Source organism: Acidovorax sp. KPB24-07 (genome assembly GCF_057543315.1).
The window spans coordinates 1-12,501 of record NZ_BAAJYS010000100.1 but is presented as its reverse complement, the minus strand read 5'-3'; the positions used below and the strand labels follow the sequence as shown (position 1 = coordinate 12,501).

Here is a 12,501-nt window from a genome sequence, read left to right as displayed (position 1 = left end):
TTTGTTGAATTGAAGTGTCCACTCGCCCTTAATTTCTGTTTCTGAATCCAATTCGAAAGTGTTGAAGCTGGCGGAGAGTTGTGAATGTAGATTTGATTTAATCGCTGCAATGAGGTTTGCGGGTGGCTTGAAGATATAATCAAATTCGCGCCCAATGATTGCCAGGGTGTCTCCGTCGGGAGATATTGCGAGTGATTTGAAAATTTCTTTGTAGTAGAGTTGGCGGTCGATGCGGTTTGCGCAGCCTGTCAGGGTGATGGCTCCAGAAGCAATAAGTGCGCGGCGGCTGATTTTCATATGAATTTTTTAATAGTGGTGCAGTTACTTGCGTTGAATCTGGATTTTTATCGCTCACCGATGTCCCGAAAAAGTTGGCGAAACGTGATCCCAGAATGAAGATGAGCCAGAGCGATCTGACCCATCCGGCAAGTCCAATATTTTGCAATCAACTCGAGCCGCCTGATCGCATCGCCGACCGCATGGTGGCCATCCAAAATCCGACATCGTCGGCGCAGGTCCTGCCACTTCCTTGATCGCCGTAGCGATGGAGTCGTGTACGCCAAGCCGTATCCCTGGCGTTGTCAGTGGCCAGCATCGACGTCTCTTAACGAACCGTGGTATGTGCCAAATTCCAGACGAGGGCCTTTCCGCAACAAAGCCCCTTATGTGCGCCACCGCACATAACGTGTACCGCGTTGTCCATATACTTTTTGAAACACATCCCAGCGAACAAGTCAAAAATATGTCCCGTGTGCCACTGCAGCCACTGCAACCTGACGACGTCTCCAGCAACGGAATACTCCATGCGATGGCCGCAGACGACCTGCAGCGCTGGTTGCCCCTCATCGATGTGCTCGAGCTTCCGCTGGGGCAGGTGCTGTACGAGTCCGGTGCGGCGGTGCGGCACATCTACTTTCCGGCCACCGCCATCGTGTCGCTGCTGTATGTGATGGAGGACGGCTCCTCCGCGGAGATCGCCGTCGTGGGGCGGGAAGGCGTGGTGGGCATTTCCCTCTTCATGGGGGGCGGGTCGATCCTGAGCCGGGCCGTGGTGCAGAGTGCCGGCCGGGCCTTTCGCATCCGGGCCGATCGCATCCGCGGTGATGTGGCCAATCCGGCCATCCTGCCGCTGCTGCTGCGCTACATCCAGGCACTCATCACGCAGATGTCGCAGACCGCGGTCTGCAATCGCCACCACATGCTGGACCAGCAACTGTGCCGCTGGCTGCTGCTCAGCCTGGACCGGCTGGAGGGCAGCACGCTCGTCATGACGCAGGAGCTGATCGCGGGCATGCTGGGCGTGCGGCGTGAAGGCGTGACGGAAGCGGCCATGAAGCTGCAGAAGGCCGGGCTGATCCGCTACTCGCGCGGGCGCATCGAGGTACTGGACCGACCCGCGCTGGAGCAGCGCTCGTGCGAGTGCTACGCCGTGGTCAAGCGCGAGTACGACCGGCTGTTGCCGCCCTCGCACAGCCTCTGAGCGGTTCGTTGCGGGGCCACTCATGCGGGCCGCGCGCCCGGCCGGGCGGCGCGCTGGCCTTGATCCTTTATCTGTCTCAGCGCATGGCGTTGGGCGATACGTCGCTCATGGCCCAGGAGTACAGGGCCACGAACACGAGCGCATCGAACACCGCGCCGAAGCAGATGTACAGCACCGGCATGTAGAGCACCGACAGGTGGTGCATGAGGAAGGCCTGCGCCATGACCTGGTGGGGGATGAGCAACGCGAAGAACGCCAGGATCGCCAGGGTGTTGCCCACCTTCGACAGCAGGCTTTCGTTCAGGATGTAGTAGCCCGCGCCCAGCATCACCGGCGTGGCGACCATCATCACGTAGCCGATGAACATCAGCTCTTCGCTGTGCCGGGAAATCGTGTACGGAAAATGCTGCGGGATGAACCAGAAGTAGGCCAGCGCGAACGCCTGCACCACGCCGATGATGCGCATCGGGTACTTGAGGGGCAGGCTGGCTTTGCGCATCCGCAGCGAGGCCCCGAGCAGCGCCACCACCATGGCCGCCGCGGCCGCCATGCCGGCCATGCCGGGCAGGGGGCGGTCGCTCGCGCCCGCGGTGAGCGCCATGCCGTCCGAGCCCACGCGGCCATCGATCAGCAATCGCTGCAAAGGAATGTCCAGGGCCTGCGACCAAAACACGATGACGTCCCGCCAGAAGTCGAACAGCTCGCGCCGCCCCCACAACAGCAGCGCGCACAGCGCCGCGGGCAGCACGATGGCCTGGATCAGCAGGAAGGGCGTGACCTTGAGGGGGGTCATGGAGCGGTGCGGGCGGCTGTGCACCTGCCTGCCGGTTTCGCGCAACGCCTCGAAGGTGGTGGCGAAGGCGCGGCCGTGCGGATGCGCGGCATCTACCGGGATGGGGGTGGTTGGTGTCATGGCGTCTCCGCTCAGAAATCGTGGAACAGGCCGACGGTGGCGCCCACCCGCCGGTACAGCGGGTTGCTGTAGCGGTTCATGGCCAGCAACAGGCCGGTGTTCTGGTCGATCCAGTGCCGCCAGGCGATGCTGGCCTCGCGGCTGTCGAAGTTGACCAGCTGCGTGGACGGGCCCGTGGCCAGATAGCCTTCGCCCCCCCAGCCGACCCGCGCGGTCACTAGGTCGGCCTTGGTGCGGCCCCAGGTCAGGGCCACGAAGTGCTGGCGCGTGTTCACGCTGCCCGGGGCGCTTTCGTTGAAGCGCACGCCGCCCTCGACGATCCACGGTGCCTCGAAGTAGTAGGTGGCCCCCAGCAGCACGCTGCGGTCGGAGTGCCCGTCCGGCGCCCTGTAGTAGCCCGCGCCCAGGGTGCCCACCAGCCGGCGGTCGGTCAGGAATTTGCGGTTCAGCGTGGCGTCCATGCGGTACTTGGGCAGGTAGAACGCACCGTCGCCAGCGCCGAGGGTCGCCGAGCCGTACCAGTCTTCGTCGAATCGGTATGTATCGCCCACACCCAGGTAGGTGCCGCCCACGCCGAAGCGCCGGTGCGAAGACAGCTCGCCCTGCAGCACGTGGCCGGGCAGGCCCCATCCGCCGGTGAGCGTCATGTCGCGCCAGTTGCCGTAGGGGCCGCTCAGGTGCTGCGTCCCCGCGCTGAGCTGCAGGCTGCGGGTGCGCTCTTCGACGGGTGCGGGCGGCGCGGGGATGATCAGGTCCTGGCCTGTGGCGGGTGCCTGGGCCAGGCCGGGTGCGGGCGCACACAGGGCAAGCAGCCAGAGAAAGGGAAGGGCCGGGTGGCGTTGCATGCGGGGGGCTCCAATGGGGCGGTCGGGTCGGCTAGCGGCAGGCGGCCGCGGGAGGGGCGGCGTCCACTCCCTTGCTGGCCAGGATCTGGAAGGACACTTCGTCGGTGACCGCCCAGCGGGCCGAATGCCGCAGCGGGGCGCTGTGGCGCACCCAGCAGCGGGCGGTGTCCGGGTCGTTGCGGCGCAGCGCCAGCACGGCGATGATTCCCCACGGGTAGTCGGTCTGGCCCTGGGCCAGCCACTCGCTTCGGTGCCGGCGCATCCAGTCGCGGTAATGGGCGTCGGCCGAGTCCGGCAGCAGGGGAAAGCCCACCATCAGCGGAAACAGCTGGGCCACGTGGTCCGGGTAGAAGGCCGCCGGCTGCGCGCGCTGCTCCATCTGCGTGGACACCAGGAAACGGCGGTTCACCGGGTCCCAGAACGTGTCGTGGATGGCCTGCGCCAGCCGCTCGGACGGCTCGGCGCCCGGCGCGCTCAGGGGCTCGCGCACGCGCAGCGACCAGACCTCCAGGTTGTCCATGAACAGGCCGTGCAGGTACACCGGCGACACCATGTAGATCCCGCGCGAGGGCTGGTAGAGGTGGGCCAGTGCCGCCCGGCTGGTGGCCTGGCTCTTGCGCAGGGCGGGCGAGGCTTTCACGTGCGCCGGCATGGCCTGCAGCAGCCTGAGCCACATCGCCAGCAGCGAGTCGTCGGCATCGGCGGTCTTGCAGGCCTTCCACCCGCCGCCGTCATCGCGGCAGAAGCGGTCGAACGTGCCGTCGGGTTTTTGCTGCGGCACCAGCCAGTCCGCGAAGCGGACGGCCGGGCCCTGGATGTCCAGGCCGTTGTCGTGTGCGAGCAGCAGGGCCTGCAGCGTGAAGTAGGGGTCGCTGGCCGCGCCGCCATGCAGGATGGTGATGGCGCCGCTGTCGCCGCCGTACGCCTGCAGGTCCAGCGGCGTGGCCGCGCCCGCCCTGCTGGCGGTGCCCGCGGCGTGGGCGAAGGGCAGGGGCAACAACGCCATGGCCGCGATGGCGGCCAGGGCTTGCAGGGCGCGGGAGAGGCGGGCGTTCATGCCTGCTTCACCATGCCGATCTCGTGGGCCCAGAGCGTGCCGTGCACGACCGCGCCTTCCTCCGCCACGATGCAACGCCCGCTCACCGTTGTCAGCGCATCGGGCAACCCGACCACGGTGCGCGCGCCGAGCATCACATCGCCTTCGCACACCACCGGCCCGAGCGCGAGCGCGCCGGGCAGCAGGTACACGGACTGCTCGCAGGTGATGGCGCCGTGCACGACGGCCCCTTCGCCCAGCGTGATGCCGCCGCGCGCCTTGATGTCACCGACCACGGTGGTGAAGGGGCTGATGGTGAGGAACCCCGTCACCACCAGGGAGCCACGGTAGATGGAGTGCTCCGCCAGCGTGCAGTCACCCCGCACCATGTACAGCTGCGGGGTCCGCTGGATGGCGTGCGCCAGCGTGGCATAGCTGGCCGTCTGCTGGGCCGGTGGCGTGGGGGTGGGCGCGGCCGTGGAGGGCTGACCCGTGCCCGGGCCTCCCAGCCGCACCACGGGCGCATGGAGCCGCTCGAACCAGCAGGGGGCGGCCAGCTTCACCGCCGCGCCCGCGGACACGCGCCGCAGGGCCGTGCTGCCGGGGCCCAGGCGCAGCTCTCCGTCGGCATGCGCCCAATCGGCGATCTTGCTGCCGTTACCCAACTCCAGGTCGCGCGTGGCATAGAGGCTGGAGAACGCGCTGCCGGCACCCACGTGCATGCTGCCTTCCACGAACACGGGCTGCAGCGCGACGATGGCCGCGGGCGTCGTCACATCGCCGCACGCCAGCAGGCGGGCCCGGGCGCTGGCCCATGCCGCAGGCGCGGCGTCGGGCGGGATCAGGTCGAAGGACTCGTACCCCGTGGACTCGCCGTGGCCGAGCCGGGCCTGCGCATCGGCGCGCAGCCGCCGGGCAAAGTGGTCGATGTCGGCCGCATGGTCGGGTGGAACCAGCAGGGCGGCGCTGTCGGTCGGGCGCGCCATTCGCGGATGGCGGGCACGAAAGGCAGCAAGAACAGCGCGGCGCAGGCCGTCGCGAAGGCCAGCAGCATGGAAGGGTATTCAGGCATTTTTGACCTCGTTGCGGTAACGCGCCGTCTTGTCCCACACCATCTCGCGCTTGAAGAGAGCGTCCAGAAGCAGGCTCCACACGGCGCCGGAGATGGCGAACAGGCTCACCATGAAGCCCAGCATGTTCAATGGCAGCAGCCGCAGGCGCCTGCGGTTGCCATCGATCAGCACCGCGATGACGATTTCGAAGAACGCGGCGAAGTTGCCCAGCGTGCCGTAGACCATCAGCGCGAACACGGGGATCAGTTGCGACAGCAGCGACCCCGCGTTGAGGAAGTAAAGCCCCAGCGCCAGGCACCAGCCGGCCAGCATGATGAGCGGGATCACGAAGACGAACAGCAGCAGCATTCCGTCCACGCGCTGGCCCAGCGTGAGGTAGGGGCTGGTGACGAACTTCCACCAGTGCCGCGCCAGCACCTGGTTGTGTCCCTTGGCCCAGCGCTTGACCTGCTTGATGCGCACGGGCCATTCCTCGGGCACTTCCTCGTAGCACTCCGAGCGGTTGGTGTAGACCGTCTTCCAGCCGTTGAACATGAGCCGGAAGGTGATGTCGGTGTCTTCGGCCAGCGTGTCGTCGTGCCAGCCACCCACGGCCTCCACCGCCGACATGCGCACGCCCCCCACGGTGCCGCCGTACTGCGGCATCAGGTTCATGTTCATGCGCGCCTGCTGGTCGACCTGGTAGCCGGCCGAGCGCTCCAGGTCCAGCAAGCGGGTCAGCAGGTTCGCACCGCTGTTGACGGGCACCACGCGGCCCATCACCGCACCCACTTCCGGATCGAAGAAGGGCGCCACCAGCTGCTTGAGGAGCCCGCGCCCGGGTACGTAGTCGGCATCGAAGATGATGGCGATGTCGCCTTCGGCAAAGCGCAGTGCGTCCTTGAGCGCCGCCGACTTGCCCGGCTTGCCGCTGGTTCGGTGAAAGGGGGCCAGCCGGGACGGGAACCGTTCGTCGTAGCCGTTGATGATCTGCGCCGTCGCATCGCTGGAGCGATCGTTCACCGGAATGATCATCATGCGGTCGGCGGGGTAGTCGGTCTTGAGCAGCGCCTCGATGCAGCCGGCGATGACCTTCTCTTCGTTGTGCGCGGCAATGAACACGGTGATCATGGGCCACTGGGCCACCGCGATGTCCAGATAGGGATGGCGCTGTGTGCCGACGAGCCGGCTCATGGTGAACGCAAAGTGCCGGATGCCGTACAGCACCATGAACAGCACCACGAACATGAGCAGGTAGGCCATCACGGCGGCGACCGGCTGCGCCGAATAGGCGGGAAGAAGTCCGAGCGGATGCATGGTGTCAGGCCGCCAGGGGCAAGGGCATGGGTGCCGCGGGCGCCAGGTGGCTCGCCAGCACGGAGACGATGCGCTGGCAGGCCTGGCCGTCGCCGAACGGGCTGTGCATCTGCGCCATTCGCCGGTGCGCCTGGGGGTCGCCCAGCAGCCGCGTGACGTGCGAGACGATGGCGTCGTAGGACGGTCCGATGAGCAGCGCACAACCGGCCTGCACGGCCTCGGGCCGCTCGGTTTCGTCACGCAGCACCAGCACGGGCACGCCGAAGGTCGGGGCCTCTTCCTGCAGCCCGCCCGAGTCCGTGAGCAGCAGCCAGGCGTCGGCGAGCGCCTGCTGCATGTCCATGTAATCGAGCGGATCGCTCAGCCGGATGTTGGCGATGCCGCCCAGCAGTGCCTGCACCGGCTCGCGCACCACGGGGTTCTTGTGCACCGGAAACAGCACCTGCAGCCCGGGGTTCTGCCGCGCCAGGTCGGCGATGGCGCGGCAGATGCCGCGCACGCCTTCGCCCCAGCTCTCGCGCCGGTGGAAGGTGACCAGCAGGTGCCCCCGCCCTGCGGCGCGGCGGCGCACCCCGTGGTGGGTGCAGGTCCAGTGCTGCGCATCCACCACGGTGTTGCCCGTCACGTGGATGCGTTCGTCGGGAATGCCCTCCGACCGCAGTGCGGTGCGTGAGCGCGAGGTGGGCGGAAAGTGAAACTGCGCGAGCCGGCTGATCATCTGGCGCAGCCCTTCTTCGGGAAAGGGCCGCGCCAGGTTGTAGGTGCGCAGCCCCGCCTCCACGTGGGCCACCGGCAGGCCACGGTAAAAGCCCGCCAAGGCCCCGGTGAACGCGGATTCGGTATCGCCCTGCACGATGACCAGCGCGTAGTCTTTCGCCTGCAGCACCGCGTCGATCTGGCGGCGGCAGCCGGCGCTGAATTCCTGCAGGGTGCTGCCTTCGCGGTGGAGCACGATGTCCGGCCGGATGGTGAAGCAATCCAGCATCTGGATGGCCATTTCGTCGTGCTGGCCCGTGTGCAGCCAATGCACGCGGGCCCAGCTGAGGGCCCGCAGCGCGTGGTACAGGGGCGCCAGCTTGATGATCTCGGGGCGCGTGCCCGAGACGATGAGAATGTCCTGCATGGCTCGATCCTTTGCGGTGTCGGGGGTGGGAGAGAGGAAAGAGGAAAAAGCCAGGCATCCCGGAGGGAAGTCGCAGTGCCGGCGCGCGCGCTGCACTGGAGTGGCCAGAGCCCATGCTCCATCGGCCCGCTCTCCTTTTTGCACGGCACGGGCGATGGTGCGTGCGGGTTGGAACGCGGTCTGTTCGCTGACCCACATAGCGTTGTAGGCGTGGGCCGCCATCGCCGCCTGGGTGAAAGAGAAGGGGCGGCTGCCGCAGGCGCGTGGCGGTGGAGCGCCTGCCCGGCACCGTTTCAGGGAGGGCTCAGGGAATGAATGCGGGGTTGCGTTGCGTGCGAAGCCGTGCCCGCGCCGGCGGCCTGGACGCGCCAGGACGTACGGCTGTGCAAGGTTGCACACGGCCGCGTGCCATCGGCCGCATGTGCTGGATCGGAGATGGGGCCGTTGGCCCTTGGCTGAGCACGGGCCGAAGCCAGGGCCGCTGGCAGGTCATGGCGAGGGAGCGGATCGCTGGCGTGCCTGGCATGCGGCGCGAAGGCGTGACCCGAGCGGCCATGCGTGCGCTCGTCCATGCGCGCCCCGGCGTCCGCCTCTGCCGCTGCCGCGGCAAGCGCCTGCCTGGCTGGCAGGGAGGACAGGACCTGCGTTGAAAGAGGCGCTGGCAGCGCCCTCGTCGAAGGCGTGCCGCGCGTGGATCAGGCCCGTGCGATGTGTGCCGCGATGGCCTCGCCCACCTGGGTGGTGTTGGCCGTGCCCCCTAAGTCGGGCGTCTTCGGCCCGGTCTTGATGACCTCCTCGATCGCCGCCACGATGGCATCGTGCGCCTGCCGTCCCGCGCCCTGGCCTTGCGTCAGAAAGTCCAGCATCAGCGCGCCCGACCAGATCATGGCGATGGGGTTGGCGATGTTTTGGCCGTAGATGTCCGGCGCCGAGCCGTGCACGGGCTCGAACAGGCTGGGGAAGGTGCGCTCGGGGTTCAGGTTGGCCGAAGGCGCCAGGCCAATGGTGCCGGTGGTGGCGGGCCCCAGGTCGGAGAGGATGTCGCCGAACAGGTTGGTGGCCGCCACCACGTCGAAGCGCCCGGGCTGCAGCACGAAGCGCGCGGTGAGGATGTCGATGTGCTGCTTATCGAGCGTGACCTCGGGGTAGGCCTTGGCAACGTCGTCGGCGCGGGCGTCCCACCAGGGCATGCTGATGGCGATGCCGTTGCTCTTGGTGGCGAGGGTCACGTGCTTTTTGGCGCGGCTCTGGGCCAGGTCGAAGGCGAACTTCAAGAGGCGGTTGGCACCGTGGCGCGAGTAGACCGATTCCTGGATGACGATCTCGCGGTCGGTGCCCTCGTACATGATGCCGCCCAGCGACGTGTATTCGCCCTCGGTGTTCTCGCGCACGACGAAGTAGTCGATGTCGCCGGGCTTCCTGCCGGCGAGCGGACACGGCACGCCTTCGAACAAACGCACGGGGCGCAGGTTGATGTACTGGTCGAACTCGCGGCGGAACTTGAGCAGCGAGCCCCACAGGGACACGTGGTCGGGCACGGTGGCGGGCCAGCCGACGGCGCCGAAGAAGATGGCGTCCACGCCGGCGAGCTGGGCCTTCCAGTCGTCGGGCATCATTTTTCCGTGGGCAGCGTAGTAGTCGCAGCTGGCCCAGTCGATGGTGCGGCATTCCAGTTCGAAGCCGAAGCGCTCGGCCGCGGTCTGGATGGCCCGCAGGCCTTCGGGCATGACTTCCTTGCCGATGCCGTCACCGGGGATCACGGCGATCTGGTACTTGGTTTTTTGCATGGGGGTCCTTGTGGAAAAAAGCAGAGCGGCAGGTGCCGGATGGGGGCATTGTTCGGCAGTGCCTCGCAAAATACAATCCGCCGCCTGTGGTCTCATTCTTCACACTTCGTGCACAAAATTCCTTCCAACGACGACCTGCGCGTGTTCACCGTGGTGGTGCGCAAATCGAGCTTCGGCGAGGCTGCGACCGAGCTGGGCACATCGCCCGCCTATGTGAGCAAGCGCATCCGACTGCTGGAGGAGGATTTAGCGGTCAAGCTGCTGCACCGCACCACGCGCCGCGTGGTGGTGACGGAGGAGGGCGAGCGCGTCTTCCACTGGGCGCAGCGCATCCTGGACGATGTGGACCAGTTGCTGCAGGAGGTGGCGGTCACGCGGCGCGAGCCCCGCGGCCTGCTGCGGGTGAGCTGCAGTTTCGGCTTCGGGCGGCGCGTGGTGGCGCCGGCGTTGTCGCGGCTGGTGGAGCGCCATCCGGCCCTGCAGGTGCGGCTGGAGGTGTTCGACCGGCTGGTGGACGTGGCGGGCGAGGGGTTCGACCTGGACGTGCGCGTGGGCGACGAGATCGCGCCGCACCTCATCGCGCGGCGGCTGGCCGACAACCACCGGGTGCTGTGCGCGGCGCCCGCCTACCTGGCGCGCCATGGCACGCCGCGCACGCTGGCGGAGCTGTCCAGCCACGACTGCCTCGTCATCAAGGAGCGCGACCACCCGTTCGGCGTGTGGCGCCTGCGCAGCGGCGGCGTGGAAGAGTCGGTGAAGGTGCGCGGCCCGCTGTCGGCCAACCACGGGGAAATGGTGGTGCAGTGGGCCGTGGACGGCCGCGGCATCACGCTGCGCTCGCTGTGGGACGTGGGACCGCAGTTGCGCGCGGGGCACCTGGTGCCGGTCCTGCCCGAGTGGCGGCAGGAAGCGAATGTGTGGGCCGTCTATCCCACGCGGCTCCATCTGTCGGCCAAGGTGCGCGTGTGCGTGGAGTTTTTGCAGGAGCACTTCCGCGCGCAATGGGCGGCCGGCGGCGACGGCGCACGCATTGGCGCGGTGGGCGGTACGGGGGAATGAGGAAGGAATATGGCGGGGTGCAGCGCGCTGGCACCCCGCTTTGCAAGGACGCGCATGGCACGCGTCCCGAGGGCCCGATCAGCCGGCCAGAGCGGCCTTCACGGCGGCGGAGACCTGGCCCATGTCGGCCTTGCCGGCCAGCCGCGTCTTCACCACGCCCATGACCTTGCCCATGTCGCCGGGGCCCGCGGCACCCAGTTCAGCCACGATGGCTTTCACGGCGGCCAGGGTTTCGTCGGCCGACATGCGCTCGGGCAGGTAGGCCTGCAGCACGGCCATTTCGGATTTTTCCTTGTCGGCCAGGTCCTGGCGGCCCGCGCCTTCGAAGGCGGTGATGGAGTCCTTGCGCTGCTTGATGAGCTTGTCCACGATGGCGACCACGGCGGCGTCGTCGAGCACTACAGGCTCTGCGCCTGGCACGCGCTCATCCACTTCCTTTTGCTTCATCGCGGCCTGCAGCAGGCGGATGGTGCCCAGGCGCTCACTGTCCTTGGCGCGCATGGCGGTCTTCATGTCTTCAGTGATCTGTTCTTTGAGGCTCATGTCTTTCTCCGGTCAACAAGGGGTGGACGGATGGGGCGGGCTTTGCGTCCCAAACGAAAAAACCCGCGCTTGGCGTCCCTAGCGCGGGTTTTGCGGCGGTGAGGCCGGCTCTGTCAGAGCTTAGTACAGCTTCTTGGGCAGCTGCATGCTGCGAACGCGCTTGTAGTGGCGCTTGACGGCGGCGGCCTTCTTGCGCTTGCGCTCGGCGGTGGGCTTCTCGTAGAACTCACGGGCGCGCAGGTCGGTCAGCAGGCCGAGCTTTTCGATGGTGCGCTTGAAGCGGCGCAGGGCGACGTCAAAGGGTTCGTTTTCTTTTACGCGGATGGTGGTCATTAGCTAATGGTTTCCAAAATGTGCCCACAGAGGGTATCCAGGAGATCGGGCCTGAATGCCGTGTGCAGCGGGTTCCCCGTCTGTAACTAGTATTGGCCGACGGGGTATTGCCAGCAAAGCCGAAGATTATAGCCCTGTAATCTGCTCTGTCCATGGCTGCGTTCCGATCGCGTGGCCATCGGGCGTGTGGCTTGGAATTTGCATGGGGCTCCGGTGGCGCTGATTCGATTCATCCCCCCGTTCGTTCCCGCAACCGCCCCGCGCCTTTCTTTCCCCGCGCGGGGCCCCAAGCACGACACCATGGCAATCATGCACCGCGTATCGGGCTGGCTGGGCCGGCTCAGTGTGGGCCGCAAGCTCATGCTCATCTACCTGCTGGACCTGACGGCCGTGATCTACGTCTCGGGCATCCTGATCCACGAGAAATTCCTGGCCATCGATTTCGCGCGCAAGGAGATCGTGGGCACCGCCTACGCCTCGGTGGTGCGCGATGGGCTGATGGGGGCGTTCATGGAGGGCGACGGCATTGCGGGCATCCTGCTGATCGACCGGCTGGCCGCGGTGCGCAGCGCGCACGACGGCGCGCTCAAGACCGGCGAGCCGGCTGCGCGCTTCGAGGCGCTGTTGCGCCAGTCGGCCGCCGGCGACCCCGCGGGCGAGGGGGTGGTGGGCGAGCCGGTGCGCGGACCGCTGCTGCGCCAGGGGCGCGAGCTGCTCACCACCGTGGGCAACCAGTCCAACCTGATCCTCGATCCCGACCTGGACAGCTACTACGTGATGTCGTTGATCCTGCTGCGCTTTCCGGAGCTGCTGCAGGTCACGCACGACACGGCGGCCTTCCTGAATGCACCCGGTGCCCGCCAGGGCGACCACCGCGCGGCCGAACTGCTCACGCTGGCGGGCCGGCTCGATGCGGTGATGCTGGGCATCGATGCCGACTACGACCAGGCCTTCATCGCCGGCTCGCCCGCGCTGCGGGCGGCGCTGGACGCGCAGCGCGCGGCCTTGCGCCC

Annotated in this window: 12 protein-coding genes and 1 pseudogene; 3 read left to right on the top strand and 10 right to left on the bottom strand. The window is 67.3% G+C overall.

Annotated elements, in window-relative coordinates:
* Window positions 1-297: hypothetical protein (locus tag AC27IQ_RS12470; protein WP_487089653.1), on the bottom strand; the 297-nt coding region annotated here is incomplete at its 3' end.
* 445 nt (window positions 298-742) lie between these two features.
* Here AC27IQ_RS12470 and AC27IQ_RS12465 point away from each other — a divergent pair.
* On the top strand, window positions 743-1,480 hold the full coding sequence (locus AC27IQ_RS12465; protein ID WP_372588201.1) for a Crp/Fnr family transcriptional regulator: 738 nt from the start codon (window positions 743-745) through the stop codon (window positions 1,478-1,480).
* A 76-nt stretch (window positions 1,481-1,556) separates the two neighbouring features.
* Here AC27IQ_RS12465 and AC27IQ_RS12460 read toward each other — a convergent pair whose 3' ends face one another.
* The 7 genes from AC27IQ_RS12460 to AC27IQ_RS12430 all read right to left on the bottom strand — a co-directional run bounded on the left by AC27IQ_RS12460 (window position 1,557) and on the right by AC27IQ_RS12430 (window position 9,553).
* Window positions 1,557-2,393 (bottom strand): hypothetical protein, encoded by an 837-nt coding sequence (locus AC27IQ_RS12460; RefSeq protein ID WP_487089652.1) that lies wholly within the window; start codon window positions 2,391-2,393, stop codon window positions 1,557-1,559.
* 11 nt (window positions 2,394-2,404) lie between these two features.
* Window positions 2,405-3,238, bottom strand: coding sequence for a YaiO family outer membrane beta-barrel protein (locus tag AC27IQ_RS12455; protein ID WP_487089651.1), 834 nt, complete (start codon window positions 3,236-3,238; stop codon window positions 2,405-2,407).
* 31 nt (window positions 3,239-3,269) lie between these two features.
* A complete protein-coding gene (locus tag AC27IQ_RS12450; protein ID WP_487089650.1) occupies window positions 3,270-4,295 on the bottom strand; it encodes a hypothetical protein in 1,026 nt (341 codons plus the stop codon).
* The gene (locus tag AC27IQ_RS12445; protein ID WP_487089649.1) at window positions 4,292-5,260 is read right to left on the bottom strand and encodes a bactofilin family protein; all 969 of its coding nucleotides are present in this window, start codon (window positions 5,258-5,260) and stop codon (window positions 4,292-4,294) included. Before AC27IQ_RS12445 ends, AC27IQ_RS12450 begins: the two co-directional genes overlap by 4 nt.
* Before the next feature lie 78 nt (window positions 5,261-5,338).
* A complete protein-coding gene (locus AC27IQ_RS12440) occupies window positions 5,339-6,643 on the bottom strand; it encodes a glycosyltransferase family 2 protein (RefSeq protein ID WP_284431536.1) in 1,305 nt (434 codons plus the stop codon).
* 4 nt (window positions 6,644-6,647) lie between these two features.
* Window positions 6,648-7,766: a non-hydrolyzing UDP-N-acetylglucosamine 2-epimerase gene (gene wecB, locus AC27IQ_RS12435; protein ID WP_487089648.1), complete on the bottom strand. Its 1,119-nt coding sequence runs from the start codon at window positions 7,764-7,766 to the stop codon at window positions 6,648-6,650.
* 695 nt (window positions 7,767-8,461) lie between these two features.
* Entirely contained in the window at window positions 8,462-9,553 is a 1,092-nt protein-coding gene (locus AC27IQ_RS12430) for a tartrate dehydrogenase (RefSeq protein ID WP_487089647.1), read from the bottom strand.
* A gap of 108 nt (window positions 9,554-9,661) precedes the next feature.
* On the opposite strand from AC27IQ_RS12430, the gene AC27IQ_RS12425 reads away from it, so the two are divergent.
* On the top strand, window positions 9,662-10,612 hold the full coding sequence (locus AC27IQ_RS12425) for a LysR substrate-binding domain-containing protein (protein WP_487089646.1): 951 nt from the start codon (window positions 9,662-9,664) through the stop codon (window positions 10,610-10,612).
* A gap of 78 nt (window positions 10,613-10,690) precedes the next feature.
* On the opposite strand, the gene AC27IQ_RS12420 is transcribed toward AC27IQ_RS12425, so the two are convergent.
* Together AC27IQ_RS12420 and rpsU are read right to left on the bottom strand one after the other, a co-directional pair.
* On the bottom strand, window positions 10,691-11,155 hold the full coding sequence (locus AC27IQ_RS12420) for a GatB/YqeY domain-containing protein (protein WP_487089645.1): 465 nt from the start codon (window positions 11,153-11,155) through the stop codon (window positions 10,691-10,693).
* A gap of 120 nt (window positions 11,156-11,275) precedes the next feature.
* Window positions 11,276-11,488: a 30S ribosomal protein S21 gene (gene rpsU, locus AC27IQ_RS12415; protein ID WP_007833691.1), complete on the bottom strand. Its 213-nt coding sequence runs from the start codon at window positions 11,486-11,488 to the stop codon at window positions 11,276-11,278.
* Between the two features lie 300 nt (window positions 11,489-11,788).
* Between rpsU and AC27IQ_RS12410 the strand changes: the two are divergent.
* Window positions 11,789-12,501: pseudogene (locus tag AC27IQ_RS12410) on the top strand (sensor domain-containing diguanylate cyclase); the annotation flags it as partial.

Excerpts from the sequence above, each read along its gene's own strand:
- AC27IQ_RS12445 (WP_487089649.1), bottom strand. The coding sequence starts at position 5,260 with ATGGCGCGCCCGACCGACAGCGCCGCCCTGCTGGTTCCACCCGACCAT.
- AC27IQ_RS12460 (WP_487089652.1), bottom strand. The coding sequence starts at position 2,393 with ATGACACCAACCACCCCCATCCCGGTAGATGCCGCGCATCCGCACGGC.
- AC27IQ_RS12420 (WP_487089645.1), bottom strand. The coding sequence starts at position 11,155 with ATGAGCCTCAAAGAACAGATCACTGAAGACATGAAGACCGCCATGCGC.
- AC27IQ_RS12465 (WP_372588201.1), top strand. The coding sequence starts at position 743 with ATGTCCCGTGTGCCACTGCAGCCACTGCAACCTGACGACGTCTCCAGC.
- AC27IQ_RS12455 (WP_487089651.1), bottom strand. The coding sequence starts at position 3,238 with ATGCAACGCCACCCGGCCCTTCCCTTTCTCTGGCTGCTTGCCCTGTGT.
- rpsU (WP_007833691.1), bottom strand. The coding sequence starts at position 11,488 with ATGACCACCATCCGCGTAAAAGAAAACGAACCCTTTGACGTCGCCCTG.
- AC27IQ_RS12430 (WP_487089647.1), bottom strand. The coding sequence starts at position 9,553 with ATGCAAAAAACCAAGTACCAGATCGCCGTGATCCCCGGTGACGGCATC.
- wecB (WP_487089648.1), bottom strand. The coding sequence starts at position 7,766 with ATGCAGGACATTCTCATCGTCTCGGGCACGCGCCCCGAGATCATCAAG.
- AC27IQ_RS12440 (WP_284431536.1), bottom strand. The coding sequence starts at position 6,643 with ATGCATCCGCTCGGACTTCTTCCCGCCTATTCGGCGCAGCCGGTCGCC.
- AC27IQ_RS12450 (WP_487089650.1), bottom strand. The coding sequence starts at position 4,295 with ATGAACGCCCGCCTCTCCCGCGCCCTGCAAGCCCTGGCCGCCATCGCG.